Genomic DNA, 17,464 nt, shown 5'->3' on the forward strand with positions numbered 1-17,464 from the left:
TAAAGTTACTCCACTAGCCCTGAGGGAGTGTCATCCTTTTTTGCTTTTGATTTCGAGAGCCTCAATGACCAGCAAAAAAGATATAACGGACAGCGGGAAAAAGCTTCTAAATAAATTTCAGTACAAAATACCAAAAAATCAGTGTAAGAAACGAAAGAGGAATCCCGAAACCGATCATCATGTTAGCTAATTTAGGTTTGAGTCCATAATTTGAAGCAACAATAGCTCCCGTAATCATAGGCGCCATAGCTGATTCCAATAAAGAAACTTGTACTTCTAAACCATTCCCTTTGAGGATTACCACATACAACAGGTAAAAGAAGGCAGGAGTTATAAATAACTTGAACAGTAGGCCTAAGGTGAGGAATTTCCAATGTTTGCTTTTACTATCGAATTCTAATTGCATACCTACCGAAACAAGGGCAATTGGTGTAACTGTGCTTCCTAATCGTTGAAAAACAGATTGCAATTCGGTTGGAAAATCGAGTTTAAAAACGTTTAAAAAGCAAGAAATTACAAAAGCTATAAAAGGTGGAAAAAACAATATTTTTTTAAAAATTTCACCAGAACTCGTTGTGCTTCTAGAATACATTGTTGCCACCAACAATGCTAATGTTGAAACTACCACAAAAGAGCCTGGTTGATCTACAATTACAGCTGTCTCAAGAGCTTTCTTACCATAAAGTGCTTCTATAACCGGAAAGCCAACGAACGAAGTATTCCCAAGACCAGCAACAATTATTAAACATCCCGTAAGTTTTTTGGACCAACCAAACATTTTGGAAAAAGCTGTGAAGAACAAATAGGAAAGCGCAAAACCTAACCAAGCTATCCCTAAAGGAAATAATAACTTAGAACTAATTTCTAGTTTTGGAATATAATATAAAGCAATTGCAGGAAGTGATATATAAATTACAAACTGATTGAGTGTTTTATAACTTAATGGAGGAAATACAGTATTTCTTTTGAGCACAAATCCCAAAATCATACAAACAAAAATAAGTATAATGTTATCCATAAAAAGATTCTAAATTACAATATTACGAGGAACTCCACTATTTTCAAGCTATTTACATTTTTTAACAAAATTTAATTTCGCAATCTTAAAATTGTTATATATTTGAAATATATTTTATTACAGTTATGATAACCGGTAAGTTTGCCATTACAACTCATATTTTAACTCTTTTAGCCAAATTCCCCACAGAATTTATGGCTTCAGATTATATTGCTGGCAGCTTAAATATTCATCCTGTTTTGGTTAGAAAAGAAATAGCAAACCTAAAAAAAAATAAATTGGTGGAAAGTAAAGAAGGTAAAAATGGTGGTGTCAAGCTATCTATTTCTCCTTCTAAAATTACATTAGAAGATGTTTTTAAAATTACTTTTGACAAAGCAACTTTAGGTTTTTCTAAAAACGAGCCCAATCCTGAATGTCCAATTGGAAAAAAAATAAATCACAATCTGGAAGATCTATACACTAATCTTAATCAAACTGTTAGTCAGCAATTACAAAAAGTCACATTGGCTGAATTTGTTGAAAAATTTTAATCTATTTTTTTAATTAAAACTGTAATATTTTTTATAACAATTAAATATTTATACTATGAAAGTAGCAATTATTGGAGCCACAGGTTTTGTTGGTTCAGCAATTTTAAATGAGATTTCAAATAGAAATCATGAAATCACAGCCATTGCACGAAATATCAAATCAGATAGTAAAGCAAATTGGAGACAAGCCGACATTTTTAATACAGACGAATTAGCAAGTGTGTTAAAAGGAAACGATGTTGTTATCAATTCCTACAATCCGGGATGGTCAAATCCTAATATTTATAATGACTTTCTTTCGGGATCTAAATCGATTCAAGAAGCCGTTAAAAAATCTGGAGTGAAAAGATTTATTACAATTGGTGGCGCTGGAAGCCTATTTGTAGCACCAAACATACAAGCTGTAGATACACCAGATTTCCCAAAAGAATTTCACGCAGGAGCTTCGGCAGCTAGAGATTATCTAAACATTATTAAAGAAGAAAAAGATTTAGATTGGGCCTTTTTTAGTCCTGCTTTCGAAATGCACGCAGGAATAACAACCGGAAGAACAGGAAATTATCGATTAGGTTTAGAAAATCCAGTTTTTGACGAAAACAACAGAAGTATTCTATCTGTCGAAGATTTAGCAGTTGTAATTGCAGATGAAACCGAAAATCCAAAACATCATCAAGTACGCTTTACCGCAGCATACTAAATTATTAATTTCATATTGCAAAACTGCACAATGTTCGATTCCTATTGAATGTTGTGCAGTTTTTCTTTATTTTTACTTTATAAATCATCAATGTGTCTTTAAAAAAAATACATCCTTCGGCCTTAAAAGAAAATGACGGTATCGAACAACCCGAAACCATTAGTTCAACTTCTGTACAACAAATTCAGAAACTAAGACGAACACAACCTTCTGCAGATGATTTAATTGCAAGTATTACAAAAGGAGACAAAACTGCTTTGAGTAGAGCTATAACCCTAATTGAAAGTACCAATCCAGAACATATTGAAAAAGCCAACAAAGTAATCCAAGGCTGTTTGCCTTATGCCAACAAATCGGTAAGAATTGGAATTACTGGTGTTCCTGGCGTAGGAAAATCGACTTTTATTGAGGCTTTTGGTAAATATCTAACTTCCATTGGAAAAAAAGTAGCCGTTTTAGCTGTTGATCCAAGTTCTTCAATAAGCCACGGCAGTATTTTGGGAGATAAAACAAGAATGGAAGAATTGGTAAAAGATGAAAACGCATACATTCGACCAAGTGCTTCTGGAGAAAGTTTGGGCGGAGTTGCTCGTAAAACACGAGAAAGTATTGTGCTTTGCGAGGCCTGCGGTTTTGATACCATTTTGATTGAGACAGTGGGTGTTGGTCAAAGTGAAACGGCTGTTCACAGTATGGTCGACTTCTTTTTACTGTTGAATTTAGCGGGTGCTGGCGATGAATTACAGGGAATTAAACGTGGTATCATGGAAATGGCAGATTTAGTTGTCATTAACAAAGCCGATGGAGATAATGTTACCAAAGCTAAACTTGCTAAAACAGAATACAACAGAGCTTTGCATTTGTTCCCAATGAAAAACTCTGGCTGGAATCCCAAAGTGACTACTTGTAGTGCAATAGAAAAATTGGGGATTGACAATGTATGGGAAACCATTCAGGAATATTTTTCCATGACCAAAGCGAATGGTTACTTTGATACTAAAAGAGCAAATCAAAATCAATATTGGTTATTGGAAACAATTAATGATCAATTAAAAAATCATTTCTACAACAATCCTCAAATTGAAAATTTACTTGAATTAAACAAAAAAGCCGTGCAAAATAATGAAATATCACCTTTTGCAGCGGCTCAAGAATTATTGAAAAGGTATTTTAAATAACCTTATCTCCTTTTTTAGTTAATATACATTAACTCTTTTTTGATGTTCACAAAGTACAATGTCCCTTCTAACATCGCTGGAATAACTAAATTATCTCTAGAAACAGTTAAATCAGCTGGTCCTCCAATAAATTCAGGAAGCTTCATCACTGTCATTTTATGATTATTTAATAAATCAACTGACACTAAGATTCCTTTTTTCTCAGGAGCAATCCAGTTTGTAAAATAAAGCACATCTTGGTATATTGTAATTCCATCATAAAGACCTTCTAACTGTATAAGCTGTGTGAATTTATTGTCTTTTAAATTAATATAACCAATAGTTCCATTCACTTGATTATTAGTCCCAAATCCGTTTACATATAATCTTGAAGCACCTTTATCAGCATATAAACCATTAATTCCGTCAATTGCAACATCTGTAAGAACTTCTTCAAATGTTTTATTCGTCAAGTTTACTTTAAAAAGTTTGCTCTTATCTGTAGCAGATACATATAAAGTAGTTTTATCCCAAACTGCTATATCATTAAGGAATGATGTTTGAGGAACAAAATCAACTTCATATAATTTTTTTCCTGTTTTAATATCAAAAGCTACTATTCTATCAACATCTGCTACAAATAAAATATCTCCATCAATAGCTAATCCTTTAGGAGCGTTTAAAATTTCTTTAAAGAAATTGTTGTCAACAACTTTTCCTGCTTTATCAAGTCGGATAATTTTACCATCACCATCTTTATCAGTTGGTTTCATTTTAGCACCAATATCTGCAACGTATAAAAATGTTGCATCAGAAGCAACACTTTCTGGATAATTAAAACCTCCAACCTTAGTAACTTCTTGAGCTTTTGAGCTAGTTAAACCTAAGATTAAACTTAAAGTAAGTAAAACATTTTTCATATTCACGATTTTCAATTGTTAATAAAAAATACCAAATGGTATATTTTTGTAAAAATTTTTTTACATTTTTATAGATAGTATGTAACGTTCAAGAAAATTCATTGAAGAATTAAGAGAAGCCATTTTCCTTGTTGCTTTAGCTTGTAAAATTCCACCTTGAAGTATCGACATAAAAACAGATACGAATTCTTTTTTATTAATTCCCGCATTAATTTCACCATTTTCAATTCCATTATTGATATGATTCATTAATGTTTCTTCCCAAAAAACATAGGCATTTTCAACTCTTGCTCTCAACAAAGGATGCGTATCATCAGCCTCTGTTGATGTATTAGTAATTGGACATCCAGAAATTAAAATTGAATTAGTTAAAAAATTACGATAGGTTTCTGGATAAACCAACATCTTTTCAATAGATGAATTTCTTGTATCCATAATACCTCTGATGTAATTAATCAATCTCTCAAAATTATAATCGAAAGCAGCTAGTGCAACTTCGTCTTTATTCTCAAAATTTCCGTAAATACTTCCTTTTGTTAGTCCTGTAGCTTCAATCAAATCATTAATAGATGTCCCTGCATATCCTTTAGTATTAAAAATACTTGCCGTTTTTTCTATGATAAATTGCTTTGTACGATCTGCTTTTGACATCCTAACTCTCTAATTTCGATGCAAATATATTAAAAAATACCATTTGGTATTAAATAATAAAAGATAATTTAAAGTAACCCTAAAAGGGGAATAAAAATTGGGTGTTTTTCCTGTACTTCTTAGTTAACCTAAGCTATACTTTTGCAAGTAAATCAACAAAAACAACATGAAAACGAAAAGAGCAATTACATTATTTTTAGCTTTAACGCTACAATTATTAACATCATGTGAGCCTAAAAAGGAAGCTGATGTAAAAATGCCACATAACATTATTCCTGTCAATAAAGGCATAATGATGAAACAAACATACAATAACGATATTCAAAGTATCATTGAAAGAAACAGAGAAAATGGTGCATATCAAGGAACCGAATTTGCTTGGATCAATATAGATTCTCTTAAAAACTATATAGCTTTGTTGGATAAGGTTTCAGAATTGAACAATAAAAAAATTACAGGTGTCAGAATTTATTTTTCAGAGTATCCTAAAACTGGCCAATACAGTAAAGAACAAATTGCAAATTTAATTCCAGGGAGAGAAACAATCTTCTTCGCACCTACAATTGCAACAGCTTCAAGTGAAACATCTAAAAGATTTCCAATTCTTGAGCATGTTCCATTTAGCATTAAAAATACAGGAGAAAATAAATTGAAAGGAAATTTTGAGGTTATTACAAGATTACTTTCTGAAGGTGAAAGAAACAATACTTCATTTCAAAAACAAAAATTAGTTGAAGAAAACGAAACAAGCCTTTTACTTAATGAGGTTGCTATGTTCCCTCCTCCAAAACAGTAAACATGTAAAAATTTTATGCCCTTAAAGAATATTACCACAGAAGACATTAAATACTTAATAATCATATTGCAATATATTACTGCAATTATTGGAAGTATTTATTATTATAAGTTTAAAAAAACTGTATTAAAATATTTTTTATTTCTGCTTTGGTATACTAGTATTAATGATACTATAGGCTTACTATACCAAAGTTTTAATAATGTTACAAGCAATTATTTTATATACAACATTTATCAAATAATTAGGTTTATTGTAATTCTTTTTATTTATAAAATATATATTGAAAGTACGTTTTCTAAAAAAATAATAACTGCTTTTATATTTATTTACTGTCTTTCTGTGGTAATTAATTTTTTTATTGAATCATTTTGGAATGATTACTTTTTAAACACATTTATTATTGGCTCTTCATGTATAGCAATATCTGTTTTATTATTCATGTTTGAAATATTACGTTCTGAAAAAGTATTATATATATCGGAATCTTTAATTTTTTGGATAAGTTCTGCATACTTAATCTATTTTGTACCAAATATTCCATTCTATATCGTTAGAAAATACTACTCTGATTCAAATACTATTCCTTATATATTTATTGTGAATTATTTCTTACTTTTAGCTTACTATTTAATACACATTATAGGTTTTATATGGAGCAAACCGGAAACGAAGGAGTAATATTTGCAACACTAGGCTTAGCAGGCTTATGTTTTGTAATTATACTATTGTTTCTAATTTTTCAAAAAAAGAAAAACATCCTAATTACAAGACAAGTAGAAACGCAAAAACATTTTGAAAAAGAACTTGTAGAATCACAAATAGAGATTAGAGAACAAACATTACGTAATATTAGCTGGGAACTTCATGATAACATTGGTCAACTAATTACTCTGGCTAAAATTCAATTACAGAAAATAAAAGACCCTGAAACTAATGAACTAAATGAAAACTTAACTAATATTCTAAACGAAGTAAGAAGTCTATCTAAAGTAACAAATCCAGATTATGTGAGTAAAATAAGTCTTGAAGAAGCATTAACATTAGAGATTAATCGTTTTAATAGGCTCAATTACATTAAATCTACTCTAACAACCGAGGGAGAACAATTTACTATTAATCCAAAATCCGAAACCATAATTTTCAGAATACTCCAAGAATTTTTTTCGAATACTATTAAGCATTCTAAAGCTTCTACACTTGCAGTAAGCATAAACTATGAAGCAGATGAAGAAAAGAAGGAAGTAACTATTGTAGCAAAAGATAACGGCAAAGGATTTGACATTAACGAAACTAACGAAAGAGGAATTGGATTAATTAATATGAAAAAGAGAGGACATTTAATTGGTGCTGAAGTCAATATAGAATCAGAATTAAATATAGGAACAAGTCTTTCAATCATTTATCAACAAAAATAATTATGGAAAAATATTCTGTTGCGATAATTGAAGATCATACATTACTGTCTCAAGCTATTGCTGAAGTAATAAACAAATTTGAACTTTTTCACGTTGCCTTTTTATGTAAAAACGGAGCCGAATTAGTTGAAAAACTTAAAACACATCCTGCGCCCAAAATAATTTTGATGGATGTAAATATGCCAATAATGAACGGTATTGAAACAACCATATGGCTATCTGAAAACCATCCAGAGATTTATGTTTTAGCCTTGACGGTTGAAGAAGACGAAGGAACAATTCTAAAAATGATTCGTGCAGGTGCAAAAGGATATTTACTGAAAGATGTAGATAAAAAAACTTTAGAATTTGCGCTTAAAAAAACCATAGAAACTGGTTTTTATCATTCAAATATTGTTGTAGATGTATTAGTAAATTCTGTTACTGGTAAATCCAATACAAAAGAAGCTTTAAAAGATACTGAAATAGAATTTTTAAAACTTCTTTGTACTGAAATGACTTATAAAGAAATTGCCAATAAAATGCACCTAAGTCCTAAAACTATTGATGGCTATCGTGACAATTTATTCGTTAAACTAGACGTTAAAAACAGAATAGGACTTGTAATTTATGCTATAAAAAACAAGATTTTTACCTGTTAGGATTATTCTTCGTAACGCTCCATTTCACGGTCATAAAATTCTCCTGCTAGAGTAATTAAATATTCCATTTCAGATTCCATCTCATGTTCGTCTTCATCATCTAATTCTTCAATAAACTCAACCGAATCATCTTTTAAGTTGATTAAAAAACGAGGATATTCTAAATGAATGATAAAGATATCATCAGGAAAATCAGAGTTATCAGCAAGTACAAATTTTGGTAATTCCATGGTAATATTATGAATTATGTATTATTAATTTTTTTGAAAGTTTATTAAAACGAAGGTACAAAAATAATGCTGCTGCTGTTAAACCAGAAAGCAAGCCTATCCAAACACCAATTGCTTTTAAATTAGTAAATAATCCTAAATAAATAGAAATAGGGAATCCAATTATCCAATAAGCAACAAATGTAATATACATAGGTATTTTCACGTCCTGTAAGCCACGTAAAGCACCTAAAACGACTACTTGAATTCCATCAGATAATTGGAATACTGCTGCAATCAAAATTAAATTAGATGCAATAGATATAACTTCTGCAGTTTGCAAAACATCTTCATTCAAAAAAAAATGAGGCAAAATAGTATGCAACAATACAAACAGTAAGGCAAAAGTACCTTGAACAATTATTGCCAATAAAAATATAGATCTTGCTACAATGCGTAGCTTTATAAAATCTCCTATTCCCTTTTGATTTCCTACTCTAACCATCCCAGCAACGCTTAATCCAGAAACAAACATAAAAGTAAATGTTGCTAATGTCAGTGCAATTTGATTTGCCGCCTGACTTGCTGTCCCTATTCGACCACACAACCAAATGGCTCCAGTGAATAACGCCACTTCAAAAAACATTTGCATAGCAGAAGGCAAACCTAAATTTATAATTTTCATGCTCATTACTTTACCAATACCTTTAACACTAAAACCTTCAAAATAAGGTTTGAATTTATCTTTAGATATTAAAGCAAAGTGCATATATACCACCATAAATACACGAGAAATAACAGTTCCCACTGCTGCTCCTAGCATACCCATTTTTGGAAAAATCCAAACTCCGTAAATTAAAACAATGTTCAAAAATAAGTGAACCACATTACAAAGTAAGTTCGCCCACATGGCATACTTAGTTTCACTCTTACCATCGGCAAATTGTTTGTATCCCTGAAAAACGACTAACGGAATTAATGAAAAAGCCACTAAATCAAGAAATGGTTTAGCCATCTCAACAACCTCTTTTGGTTGTCCCATCAAAACAATCAAAGGTTTTGCAGCATAAATAACTCCAAACAAAACCAATCCTAAAATTGTACATAAAACCAATCCATGATGGAAAACACTCCTTCCTTTTACCAAACTATTTTCACCATCTGCTTCTGCAATCAAAGGGGTAATTGCTGTAGAAAAACCAATTCCTAAAGACATACCAATAAACACAAAACTATTAGCTAAAGAAACTGCAGCTAACTCAGTAGGACCTAACCTTCCCACCATAATATTATCAACAATACTCACTAAAGTATGACCTAACATCCCTAAAATGATTGGGTAAGCTAATTTTATGTTTTCTTTAAATTCTCTGGTATATACAGAAAGTTTCATGGCAAAAATTTTGGCAAAAATACAATAATTAAAAAGGATATCGAGTTAAGACTATACCCAATTCTCTAATAAAATTTTTATGAATTTATTTAAAACAAATTTACTGCTGTTTGCATTTTCATTATGTTCAATGTCTAATTATGGACAAAAAAAAGTTGGCGACATTCGTTTAGGATATGGATTTAATGGAGGAATCCCTATAAAAGATTATGTTTTTGCAGCTGGCATTGATGGTCGAATACAATATGACATCACTCTAAAAAGCTCATTGATAGGGACAACCGGTTACACGCATTATTTTAGCAGTACAGTGTCTGACATTGCTTACATTCCTGCAAAAGCTGGTTTTAAATCTCACATTGGTGATCAAATTTATATTCTTGGCGAACTTGGTGCTGCTTTTAGTACTACTGGTGAAGGAGTTTCTTTCTTGTGGAATCCAGGAGTAGGTGTTGCAACAAAGCATATTGATATTAGCTTGCGTTATGAAAATGTAGGACACTTCAATTCGGGACAATTAGCATTACGCCTTGCTTACGGTTATAAGCTCTAATTATTCATCTAATTGCTTTTTATACTCGGCGAAGTTTGCTTTAATCTTTTCATCAAGAGGAGGTTCTTTAACATCGGTATATTTCTGCATTTCTTCCCAAATAATCCTTCCAACCATATAACGCGCCATTTCTTTATCGTCCGAGGGGATAATATACCATGGTGCGTTTGGTTTAGAAGTTTTATTAATAGCTTCTTCATAATATTTCATATAATCATCCCAACGCTCACGCTCCTTTAAATCTCCAGGAGAAAACTTCCAATGATGTTCCTCTTCTTCTAATCGACGAAACAAACGCTTACGTTGCTCTTCTTTACTCATATAAAAAAAGAATTTCAGCACTATAGTTCCATTTTGAGTTATGTGCTTTTCGAAATTATTGATTTGCTCAAAACGATTCTCCCAAAACTCAGGTTTTATATCTTCAACTTTTTCAATTCCTGGAAGATTTTCATTTAAAATATATTCAGGATGCACACGAGTTACCAACACATTTTCATAATGTGTTCTGTTGAAAACAGAAAACTTTCCTTTTTCTGGCAAAGCCAAATAATGACGCCACAAATAATCGTGCTCTAATTCGGTTGAATTGGGCGTTTTAAAGCTATGTACCACTACCCCACGCGGATTAAACTCTTTAAAAACCTCACGAATCAAACTATCTTTTCCTGAAGTATCCATTCCCTGCAAACAAATTAAAACACCATAACGGTTATGAGCATACATTACATCCTGCCACTCGCTCAAAGGCTTTTGTACCTCATCAAGCATTTTTTCTTTCTCTTTATCTTTTAATGAAGTTTCTATTTCAGTCGGGAAATCAGATAACTTAAAAGGCTTAGTGATTTTAAAGTCTTGAGAGTTAAAAGCTGTCATAGTTTTAAAGTATATTTGTTTGTATAGAAGTAAATATATGGAAAAAATTCAACTACTTGCCTTTTTGACTATCCAAGGTATTGGAGCCGCTTCAGGAATAGTTTTTCACAATAACTCATTATTTATTGTTAGTGACAATTCGGGCTATTTATTTGAACAAAAACTGGACTCTTCTCCTCTAATTAAGCACACATTAGTAGAAGACGCTTCAGTTAATATTGAAAAAAAACGAAAACCCGATTTTGAATCCATTACATTAAAAGATAATGAATTACACATCTTTGGTTCTGGATCTACCATCAATAGAAATAAAAAACTTATTTATAACTTAAACACAAAAGATGTAAAAGAACTCGATTTTTCATCTACTTATCAGGGATTAAAATCTAAATTTAAAATGTCTGACGACGATTTAAACATTGAAGGATCTTTATATATTAATGAAACTTTATATCTCTTTCAAAGAGGAAACGGATTAACTGCTAAAAACGGAGTTTTTAAAATCAGTACCGACAATCACTATGAGTTTTTTCCAATTTCATTACCTAAAATAAAACATGTAGAAAGCAGTTTTACAGATGCTGTGTTAATCGAAAATAAAATTTATTTCTTAGCTGCCGCAGAAGATACGATTTCGACTTATGAAGATGGCGAAGTATTAGGAACTATCATGGGAATCCTGAATCCTGAAACACTTGAAGTAGAAAAACACATTCAATTAACACCTACACACAAATTAGAAGGTTTAACACTTTTTGAAAAACAAGGAAAGCAACTCACTTTTCTACTGTGTGAAGACAACGACACCGAAGATTTGAATGCTACCATATACAAGTTAGTTCTAAATATAAAACCTTAAAATCGAGAAGCATGAATTCAGATTCTAATCGCAACATTTTTAGCTCGAGAGTTTTAAATTATCCAGTAGAGATTGTGTATGAAGCTTTCGCAAATCCGGAACATTTAAAAAATTGGTGGGGACCAGAAGGCTTTACAAATACAATACATGAATTTGATTTAAAACCAGGTGGAAAATGGATACTTACTATGCATGGCCCCGAAAAAGGTAATTATGAAAACTCATCCGTTTTTAAAACTGTAGAACCACATAAATTAATTGCCTGGACAAGGGTTTCTCAACCTTATTTTGACATGGAAATAGGTTTTAAAAAAATTAGTGATTCAGAAACTGAGATTTCATTCCTAATGATTTTTGATACCGTTGAAGGATGTGAAAAGATTAGAAAGTTTGCTGAACCAAAAAATGAAGAAAATTTTGACCGATTAGAAAAAGAAATTTCAAGAATATAAAACATGGGTTAAACCCTTATCAGTAAACAAATCACGTTAAAACTGAATATAAAAATGTGATAAAAAAAATATTTTTTTCATACTCTTCCCAACCTTTTCATAAAATATATCCTCTTTACATATAAAGACCTTTATTGTGATAGACGAACAATTAATACAAGCCTGCCGGAAAATGCATCGAGACGCTCAGCGTAAGATGTATGAGTTAATGGCTCCCAAGCTTTATCAGGTTTGCAAACGCTACCTGAAAAAAGAAGAGGAAATAGAAGAAGTTTTGGCCGATGCCTTTGTGATCATTTTTACAAAAATTGACCAATTAAAAGAAAATGCAGCTTTTTACAGCTGGGCAAAGCGCATCGCTGTAAATGAATGTTTACACTTATTAAAGAAGAATGTAAATTTCAATTTATACTTAGAAGAAACTTCGTTGAAAATTCAACCAGAAGTCCCTCAAGATGCAAGTTTAGAAGAACAAGACGTTTTAAAATTATTGAATTACATCTCTGAAGGTTGTAGAACTGTTTTTAATTTATTTGTCATCGAAGGCTATTCACACAAAGAAATTGCAGCAATGCTTAAAATTTCAGAAGGTACTTCAAAATCACAATTGAATGTAGCAAAAACCAAATTGAAAGATTTAGTCAACAATTTCTACTATCAAAACGCAAAGTAAAGTAATGGAACATCAAGATAAAATATTCGAACAATTTAAAAAAGCTGCCGAAAATCAGGAAACCCAAGATTCACAAGATTTTATGGGAATGGAAAAAGTTTGGTCTCGTGTAGATGCTAAATTGGACACACACGTTTTTAAAGCACAAAAGAAAACCAACACCAACTGGAAAAAGTTTGCTGTTGCCGCATCTGTGGTTGTAGGAAGTTTATTTGCTTTTCAGTTATGGAAGCAATTTGACACAACAAAAGAACCAATTCAGAATTCGGTTGTTGAAACAGTAAAGAATGAGATTAATTTGGCTACAACTAACGATTCTACAGCTATTGTAACAACAGAAGAATCTGTAATAAACAATAAGCAAAATGAAAAAATATTACAACAACAAATAAACGGAACAAATCAGGTTGTGATTTCAGAAAACAAACCAATTGCTGCAGATTCTATTCAATCAAGAGTAATGGCTGCCCCAGTTATGGAAGAAAAAAGAGCTGATGTTAACTCTGGTTATTATCATACAGAATCAGCAAAAAAATCTAGTGTAGAAGAAAGTGATTACAAAGCCAAAGAAGAATCGGCGCAATCAGTAACTCTTGGTAAAAAAGCTTCCCCATTAGTAATTGTTGATGGTAAAGCAACTGACAAAAAAGTTTCGGATGTTAAAAATTCAGATGATTTAGAAACTATAGTAGAACTAAAAGAACCTTTATACATTATCAACGGGAAAGAGTATTCCGAAATGGAACTCTTTGGTCCTAATCCTACTTCAGCCTATTATCCATTGAACAAACAAGAAATCGAATCGATTTCCATCCATCAAGATGAAGAAGCCATAGAACTATATGGCGAAAAAGGGAAAAAAGGTGTTGTTGTTATAAAAACAAAAAACGGAAAGCCAAAGTCTTCAAAATAGACTAAAAATCAAGTACTAACATATTAAAACCAACTATTATGAAAAGTGTAAAACTATTTTCATTAGCCATAACTATGCTTATAAGTTTCGTGGCAATGACACAAGAGAGAACAATAACAGGTATTGTATCAGATGCATCTGGACCACTGCCAGGAGTAAATGTTATTGTGAAAGGAACAACAAGAGGAGTACAAACTGGTTTCGATGGAAAATACGCCATAAAAGCTTCACAAGGTGAAAAACTAGTTTTCAGTTTTATGGGAATGAAAGATCAAATCAGAGTGATTGGTACTTCAAACATTATTAATGTGGTTATGCAGGATGATTCAAAAAACTTACAAGAAGTTGTAGTTGTAGGTTATGGAACTTCAGAAGAAAGACAAGATTATTATTCTGCACCAAGAAGAACTAAAAAATCTAAGGCTGATAAAAATGTTGCGCCAATGATTTCTGGAGTTGCTATAACATATGAAAGAGATAGCAAAATTGTTATTAAAGGGAAAAGAAGTGATGAAAAAAGACCAATTTCTAATAGTAATGAAGATTATGGTGTTTTTGTCGAAAATGAATTTGAGAGTCCAAAACAATCGCCTTTATCTACTTTTTCAATAGATGTTGATAATGCATCATATACAAATATTCGTCGTTTTATAAACAATGGGCAACAAGTACCAAAAGATGCTGTTCGTGTAGAGGAAATGATGAATTTTTTCAAATATCAATACCCACAACCTAAAGGAGAACATCCTTTTTCAATCACTACAAATTATAGTGATTGCCCTTGGAATCCTAAAAATAAATTGGTTCGCATTGGTTTACAAGGAAAAAACATTCCAACAGAAAACTTACCAAATTCAAACTTTGTTTTCTTGATTGATGTTTCTGGTTCTATGAGTGACGAAAACAAATTACCATTATTAAAACAATCAATGAAGATTTTAGTAAACGAATTACGTCCTGAAGATAAGGTCTCTATTGTGGTATATGCTGGAGCTGCAGGTTTGGTTTTACCTCCAACAGCTGGAAACAAAAAAGAAACTATCATTAATGCTTTAGATCAATTACAAGCTGGTGGAAGCACGGCAGGAGGCGAAGGAATCAATTTGGCCTACAAAATTGCGATGGAAAACTTCATTAAAAATGGGAACAATCGTGTAATCTTAGCGACTGATGGGGATTTTAATGTTGGTGCTTCTTCTGACAATGATATGGAACGTTTAATAGAAGAAAAAAGAAAATCTGGTGTATTCTTAACTTGTTTGGGCTACGGAATGGGGAATTACAAAGACAGTAAAATGGAAACTTTGGCCAACAAAGGCAACGGAAACTATGCTTACATCGATAATATTCAAGAAGCCAATCGTTTTTTAAGCAAAGAATTTAAAGGATCAATGTTCGCTATCGCAAAAGATGTAAAAATTCAAATAGAATTCAATCCTAAGCATGTGCAATCGTACCGATTAATTGGTTACGAAAACAGAAAACTAAGAGCCGAAGATTTCACCAATGATGCTATTGATGCTGGAGAATTAGGAAGTGGTCATACTGTAACAGCATTATATGAAATCATTCCAACAGGTGTAAAAAGTGATTTCTTTAAAGAACCAACTGATTTAAAATATTCTCAACCAAAATCATCTGAAAACAGCTATAATGATGAATTAGCTACAATCAAATTCAGATATAAAAAACCTGATGGAGATAAAAGCATTGAAATGGTCGAAGTTATCGATAACAAACCACAAACTTTTGAAGCTGCTTCGGGAGACTTTAAATTTACTACAGCGGTAGCTTGGCTAGGGTTAAAATTAAGAGATTCTAAATTAATTGAGAACAAATCTTCAGACGATATTAAAAATCTTGCAAAACAAGGTTTACAAAACGATTCGGATGGATACAGAGCCGAATTCATTCGATTAATCGAAAACGTTAGATTATGATTAGTTAGGTTGTTGTTTTATAGTTTGGTTACGAACCCTGAGATGATTTTCTCAGGGTTCTTTATTTTAAAATGAAATTTTCGCAAATATTTAACATTTTAAATAAAAATAAGGCATGCGTTTTGTTTATAACAACAGGAAAATTCGTATTTATTAATCCTTTAACAAAAATTGGTATGAAAAAGCCTTTCCTTATGCTAGCAGGACTAGCATTGTTCTTTACAGCCTGTAAAGAAAATCAATACATGAACTCAGAAGAAGCTGCTAGTGAAATTATAGTCACTGATGCTGCAGATGAAAATTCTGAAATGTATTCCCCCGAATACGAAAATCAGGAAAGTTATGCCGAAATAGAGGAAAACAAATTTGAAAATCCTAAAACGAAACCTTTATCTACTTTCTCTATCGATGTTGATAATGCGTCATATACTAATATTCGTCGATTCATAAATAACGGACAGGAAGTTCCAAAAGATGCAGTACGTTTGGAAGAAATGATGAATTACTTCGCCTATACTTACCCTCAACCTAAAGATGAACATCCATTTTCTATCAATACAGAATACAGTGATTGTCCCTGGAATTCTGAACATAAATTGGTTAAAATTGGACTTCAAGGCAAAAAAATAGAACAAGACAATCTTCCTCCATCTAACATCGTTTTCTTAGTCGATGTTTCTGGATCAATGAGTGATGAAAACAAACTCCCTTTACTAAAAGAATCTATGAAAGTATTGGTAAACGAATTACGTCCTGAAGATAAAGTTTCTATTGTAGTGTATGCTGGAGCAGCAGGAATGGTATTACCTCCTACTCCAGGAAATGAAAAAAGAGAAATTATGAATGCTTTTGACGAATTAACAGCTGGTGGAAGCACAGCAGGCGGTGAAGGAATTGAATTGGCTTATAAAATTGCTGAAGAAAATTTTATCAAAGGAGGTAACAACCGAATTGTTCTTGCTACTGATGGTGACTTTAACGTGGGAGCATCTTCGGATAAAGAAATGGAAAATTTAATCGAGAATAAACGTAAAACTGGTATCTTTTTAACTTGTTTGGGTTATGGAATGGGCAATTACAAAGACAGTAAAATGGAAGTTCTTGCAGACAAAGGCAACGGAAACTATGCCTACATCGATAACATGCAAGAAGCTAATCGTTTCTTAGGTAAAGAATTTAAAGGATCAATGTTTGCTATCGCCAAAGACGTTAAAATTCAAATCGAATTCAATCCTAAACATGTACAATCGTACAGATTAATTGGCTACGAAAACAGAAAGCTAAACGATGAAGATTTTAAAAACGATGCCATTGATGCTGGAGAATTAGGAAGCGGACATACCGTTACTGCATTATATGAAATCATTCCAACTGGAGTTGAGAGTGCATACACCCCTTCTAAATTAAAATACACTTCGAATGAAACTGCTATAACATCAACTTCGGATGATTTGGCTACTATTAAATTTCGTTACAAAAAACCAGAGGGAGAAAAAAGCATCGAAATGGTTCAAATCATTCCAAATACAGCTAAATCATTAAAATCAACGAGTCCTGACTTTAAGTTTGCATCATCAGTAGCATGGTTTGGAATGAAGTTAAGAGATTCTAAATACATTGAGAATAAAAATCTAGATGATATTATAAGCCTTGCCAAAGAAGGACTTGACAACGATTCTGAAGGATATAAATCTGAATTTATTCGACTTGCAAAAAGTGCGAAAATTTAAAGATCAACAATAAAAAAGGGATGAATATCATCCCT

19 protein-coding genes are annotated in these 17,464 nt (G+C 31.9%); 13 read left to right on the forward strand and 6 right to left on the reverse strand.

Annotation, left to right across the window (positions count from 1 at the left end; all coding sequences use genetic code 11):
- Positions 1-106: 106 nt before the first annotated feature.
- On the reverse strand, positions 107-1,018 hold the full coding sequence (locus LJY17_RS07405; protein ID WP_264543204.1) for an AEC family transporter: 912 nt from the start codon (positions 1,016-1,018) through the stop codon (positions 107-109).
- Positions 1,019-1,143: 125 nt separating this feature from the next.
- Between LJY17_RS07405 and LJY17_RS07410 the strand changes: the two genes are divergently transcribed.
- The 3 genes from LJY17_RS07410 to meaB all read left to right on the forward strand — a co-directional run bounded on the left by LJY17_RS07410 (position 1,144) and on the right by meaB (position 3,426).
- A complete protein-coding gene (locus LJY17_RS07410) occupies positions 1,144-1,551 on the forward strand; it encodes an Rrf2 family transcriptional regulator (protein WP_264543205.1) in 408 nt (135 codons plus the stop codon).
- 55 nt (positions 1,552-1,606) lie between these two features.
- The gene (locus LJY17_RS07415) at positions 1,607-2,248 is read left to right on the forward strand and encodes an NAD(P)-dependent oxidoreductase (RefSeq protein WP_264543206.1); all 642 of its coding nucleotides are present in this window, start codon (positions 1,607-1,609) and stop codon (positions 2,246-2,248) included.
- 92 nt (positions 2,249-2,340) lie between these two features.
- Positions 2,341-3,426 carry a methylmalonyl Co-A mutase-associated GTPase MeaB gene (gene meaB, locus LJY17_RS07420; protein ID WP_264543207.1) on the forward strand — a complete coding sequence of 362 codons (1,086 nt, stop codon included), beginning with the start codon at positions 2,341-2,343 and terminating at the stop codon, positions 3,424-3,426.
- Positions 3,427-3,440: 14 nt separating this feature from the next.
- Here meaB and LJY17_RS07425 read toward each other — a convergent pair whose 3' ends face one another.
- Positions 3,441-4,325 (reverse strand): hypothetical protein, encoded by an 885-nt coding sequence (locus LJY17_RS07425; protein WP_264543208.1) that lies wholly within the window; start codon positions 4,323-4,325, stop codon positions 3,441-3,443.
- 60 nt (positions 4,326-4,385) lie between these two features.
- Positions 4,386-4,976 (reverse strand): TetR/AcrR family transcriptional regulator, encoded by a 591-nt coding sequence (locus tag LJY17_RS07430; protein ID WP_264543209.1) that lies wholly within the window; start codon positions 4,974-4,976, stop codon positions 4,386-4,388.
- Between the two features lie 166 nt (positions 4,977-5,142).
- Here LJY17_RS07430 and LJY17_RS07435 point away from each other — a divergent pair, with 166 nt between their 5' ends.
- From LJY17_RS07435 to LJY17_RS07445, 3 genes are all read left to right on the forward strand, one after another.
- Positions 5,143-5,772 carry a hypothetical protein gene (locus LJY17_RS07435; RefSeq protein WP_264543210.1) on the forward strand — a complete coding sequence of 210 codons (630 nt, stop codon included), beginning with the start codon at positions 5,143-5,145 and terminating at the stop codon, positions 5,770-5,772.
- A 653-nt stretch (positions 5,773-6,425) separates the two neighbouring features.
- Positions 6,426-7,190, forward strand: a complete 765-nt coding sequence (locus LJY17_RS07440; RefSeq protein WP_264543211.1) for a sensor histidine kinase — start codon at positions 6,426-6,428, stop codon at positions 7,188-7,190.
- 2 nt (positions 7,191-7,192) lie between these two features.
- The gene (locus LJY17_RS07445; protein ID WP_264543212.1) at positions 7,193-7,831 is read left to right on the forward strand and encodes a response regulator transcription factor; all 639 of its coding nucleotides are present in this window, start codon (positions 7,193-7,195) and stop codon (positions 7,829-7,831) included.
- A 2-nt stretch (positions 7,832-7,833) separates the two neighbouring features.
- Here LJY17_RS07445 and LJY17_RS07450 read toward each other — a convergent pair whose 3' ends face one another.
- On the reverse strand, positions 7,834-8,061 hold the full coding sequence (locus tag LJY17_RS07450; RefSeq protein WP_264543213.1) for a hypothetical protein: 228 nt from the start codon (positions 8,059-8,061) through the stop codon (positions 7,834-7,836).
- A gap of 7 nt (positions 8,062-8,068) precedes the next feature.
- Complete coding sequence (locus LJY17_RS07455; RefSeq protein WP_264543214.1) at positions 8,069-9,433, reverse strand: MATE family efflux transporter; 1,365 nt, start codon at positions 9,431-9,433, stop codon at positions 8,069-8,071.
- Positions 9,434-9,512: 79 nt separating this feature from the next.
- On the opposite strand from LJY17_RS07455, the gene LJY17_RS07460 reads away from it, so the two are divergent.
- On the forward strand, positions 9,513-9,986 hold the full coding sequence (locus LJY17_RS07460) for a hypothetical protein (RefSeq protein ID WP_264543215.1): 474 nt from the start codon (positions 9,513-9,515) through the stop codon (positions 9,984-9,986).
- On the opposite strand, the gene LJY17_RS07465 is transcribed toward LJY17_RS07460, so the two are convergent.
- Positions 9,987-10,862 carry a PPK2 family polyphosphate kinase gene (locus LJY17_RS07465; protein ID WP_264543216.1) on the reverse strand — a complete coding sequence of 292 codons (876 nt, stop codon included), beginning with the start codon at positions 10,860-10,862 and terminating at the stop codon, positions 9,987-9,989.
- A 37-nt stretch (positions 10,863-10,899) separates the two neighbouring features.
- Here LJY17_RS07465 and LJY17_RS07470 point away from each other — a divergent pair, with 37 nt between their 5' ends.
- The 6 genes from LJY17_RS07470 to LJY17_RS07495 all read left to right on the forward strand — a co-directional run bounded on the left by LJY17_RS07470 (position 10,900) and on the right by LJY17_RS07495 (position 17,429).
- Complete coding sequence (locus LJY17_RS07470; RefSeq protein WP_264543217.1) at positions 10,900-11,721, forward strand: DUF6929 family protein; 822 nt, start codon at positions 10,900-10,902, stop codon at positions 11,719-11,721.
- An 11-nt stretch (positions 11,722-11,732) separates the two neighbouring features.
- A complete protein-coding gene (locus LJY17_RS07475; RefSeq protein WP_264543218.1) occupies positions 11,733-12,173 on the forward strand; it encodes an SRPBCC family protein in 441 nt (146 codons plus the stop codon).
- Positions 12,174-12,345: 172 nt separating this feature from the next.
- Positions 12,346-12,846, forward strand: coding sequence for an RNA polymerase sigma factor (locus tag LJY17_RS07480; RefSeq protein WP_264543219.1), 501 nt, complete (start codon positions 12,346-12,348; stop codon positions 12,844-12,846).
- A gap of 4 nt (positions 12,847-12,850) precedes the next feature.
- Positions 12,851-13,759, forward strand: a complete 909-nt coding sequence (locus tag LJY17_RS07485; protein ID WP_264543220.1) for a hypothetical protein — start codon at positions 12,851-12,853, stop codon at positions 13,757-13,759.
- Between the two features lie 38 nt (positions 13,760-13,797).
- Positions 13,798-15,699 (forward strand): vWA domain-containing protein, encoded by a 1,902-nt coding sequence (locus tag LJY17_RS07490; protein ID WP_264543221.1) that lies wholly within the window; start codon positions 13,798-13,800, stop codon positions 15,697-15,699.
- A 176-nt stretch (positions 15,700-15,875) separates the two neighbouring features.
- Positions 15,876-17,429, forward strand: a complete 1,554-nt coding sequence (locus LJY17_RS07495; protein ID WP_264543222.1) for a vWA domain-containing protein — start codon at positions 15,876-15,878, stop codon at positions 17,427-17,429.
- Positions 17,430-17,464 lie beyond the last annotated feature (35 nt).

It is taken from the genome of Flavobacterium hankyongi (assembly GCF_036840915.1).
GTDB classification, from domain to species: domain Bacteria; phylum Bacteroidota; class Bacteroidia; order Flavobacteriales; family Flavobacteriaceae; genus Flavobacterium; species Flavobacterium hankyongi.

Bases quoted from the DNA above. Each gene is read 5' to 3' on its own strand.
- LJY17_RS07405 (WP_264543204.1), bottom strand. From the start codon at position 1,018: ATGGATAACATTATACTTATTTTTGTTTGTATGATTTTGGGATTTGTG.
- LJY17_RS07410 (WP_264543205.1), top strand. From the start codon at position 1,144: ATGATAACCGGTAAGTTTGCCATTACAACTCATATTTTAACTCTTTTA.
- LJY17_RS07415 (WP_264543206.1), top strand. From the start codon at position 1,607: ATGAAAGTAGCAATTATTGGAGCCACAGGTTTTGTTGGTTCAGCAATT.
- LJY17_RS07425 (WP_264543208.1), bottom strand. From the start codon at position 4,325: ATGAAAAATGTTTTACTTACTTTAAGTTTAATCTTAGGTTTAACTAGC.
- LJY17_RS07430 (WP_264543209.1), bottom strand. From the start codon at position 4,976: ATGTCAAAAGCAGATCGTACAAAGCAATTTATCATAGAAAAAACGGCA.
- LJY17_RS07435 (WP_264543210.1), top strand. From the start codon at position 5,143: ATGAAAACGAAAAGAGCAATTACATTATTTTTAGCTTTAACGCTACAA.
- LJY17_RS07440 (WP_264543211.1), top strand. From the start codon at position 6,426: ATGGAGCAAACCGGAAACGAAGGAGTAATATTTGCAACACTAGGCTTA.
- LJY17_RS07445 (WP_264543212.1), top strand. From the start codon at position 7,193: ATGGAAAAATATTCTGTTGCGATAATTGAAGATCATACATTACTGTCT.
- LJY17_RS07450 (WP_264543213.1), bottom strand. From the start codon at position 8,061: ATGGAATTACCAAAATTTGTACTTGCTGATAACTCTGATTTTCCTGAT.
- LJY17_RS07455 (WP_264543214.1), bottom strand. From the start codon at position 9,433: ATGAAACTTTCTGTATATACCAGAGAATTTAAAGAAAACATAAAATTA.
- LJY17_RS07460 (WP_264543215.1), top strand. From the start codon at position 9,513: ATGAATTTATTTAAAACAAATTTACTGCTGTTTGCATTTTCATTATGT.
- LJY17_RS07465 (WP_264543216.1), bottom strand. From the start codon at position 10,862: ATGACAGCTTTTAACTCTCAAGACTTTAAAATCACTAAGCCTTTTAAG.
- LJY17_RS07470 (WP_264543217.1), top strand. From the start codon at position 10,900: ATGGAAAAAATTCAACTACTTGCCTTTTTGACTATCCAAGGTATTGGA.
- LJY17_RS07475 (WP_264543218.1), top strand. From the start codon at position 11,733: ATGAATTCAGATTCTAATCGCAACATTTTTAGCTCGAGAGTTTTAAAT.
- LJY17_RS07480 (WP_264543219.1), top strand. From the start codon at position 12,346: ATGCATCGAGACGCTCAGCGTAAGATGTATGAGTTAATGGCTCCCAAG.
- LJY17_RS07485 (WP_264543220.1), top strand. From the start codon at position 12,851: ATGGAACATCAAGATAAAATATTCGAACAATTTAAAAAAGCTGCCGAA.
- LJY17_RS07490 (WP_264543221.1), top strand. From the start codon at position 13,798: ATGAAAAGTGTAAAACTATTTTCATTAGCCATAACTATGCTTATAAGT.
- LJY17_RS07495 (WP_264543222.1), top strand. From the start codon at position 15,876: ATGAAAAAGCCTTTCCTTATGCTAGCAGGACTAGCATTGTTCTTTACA.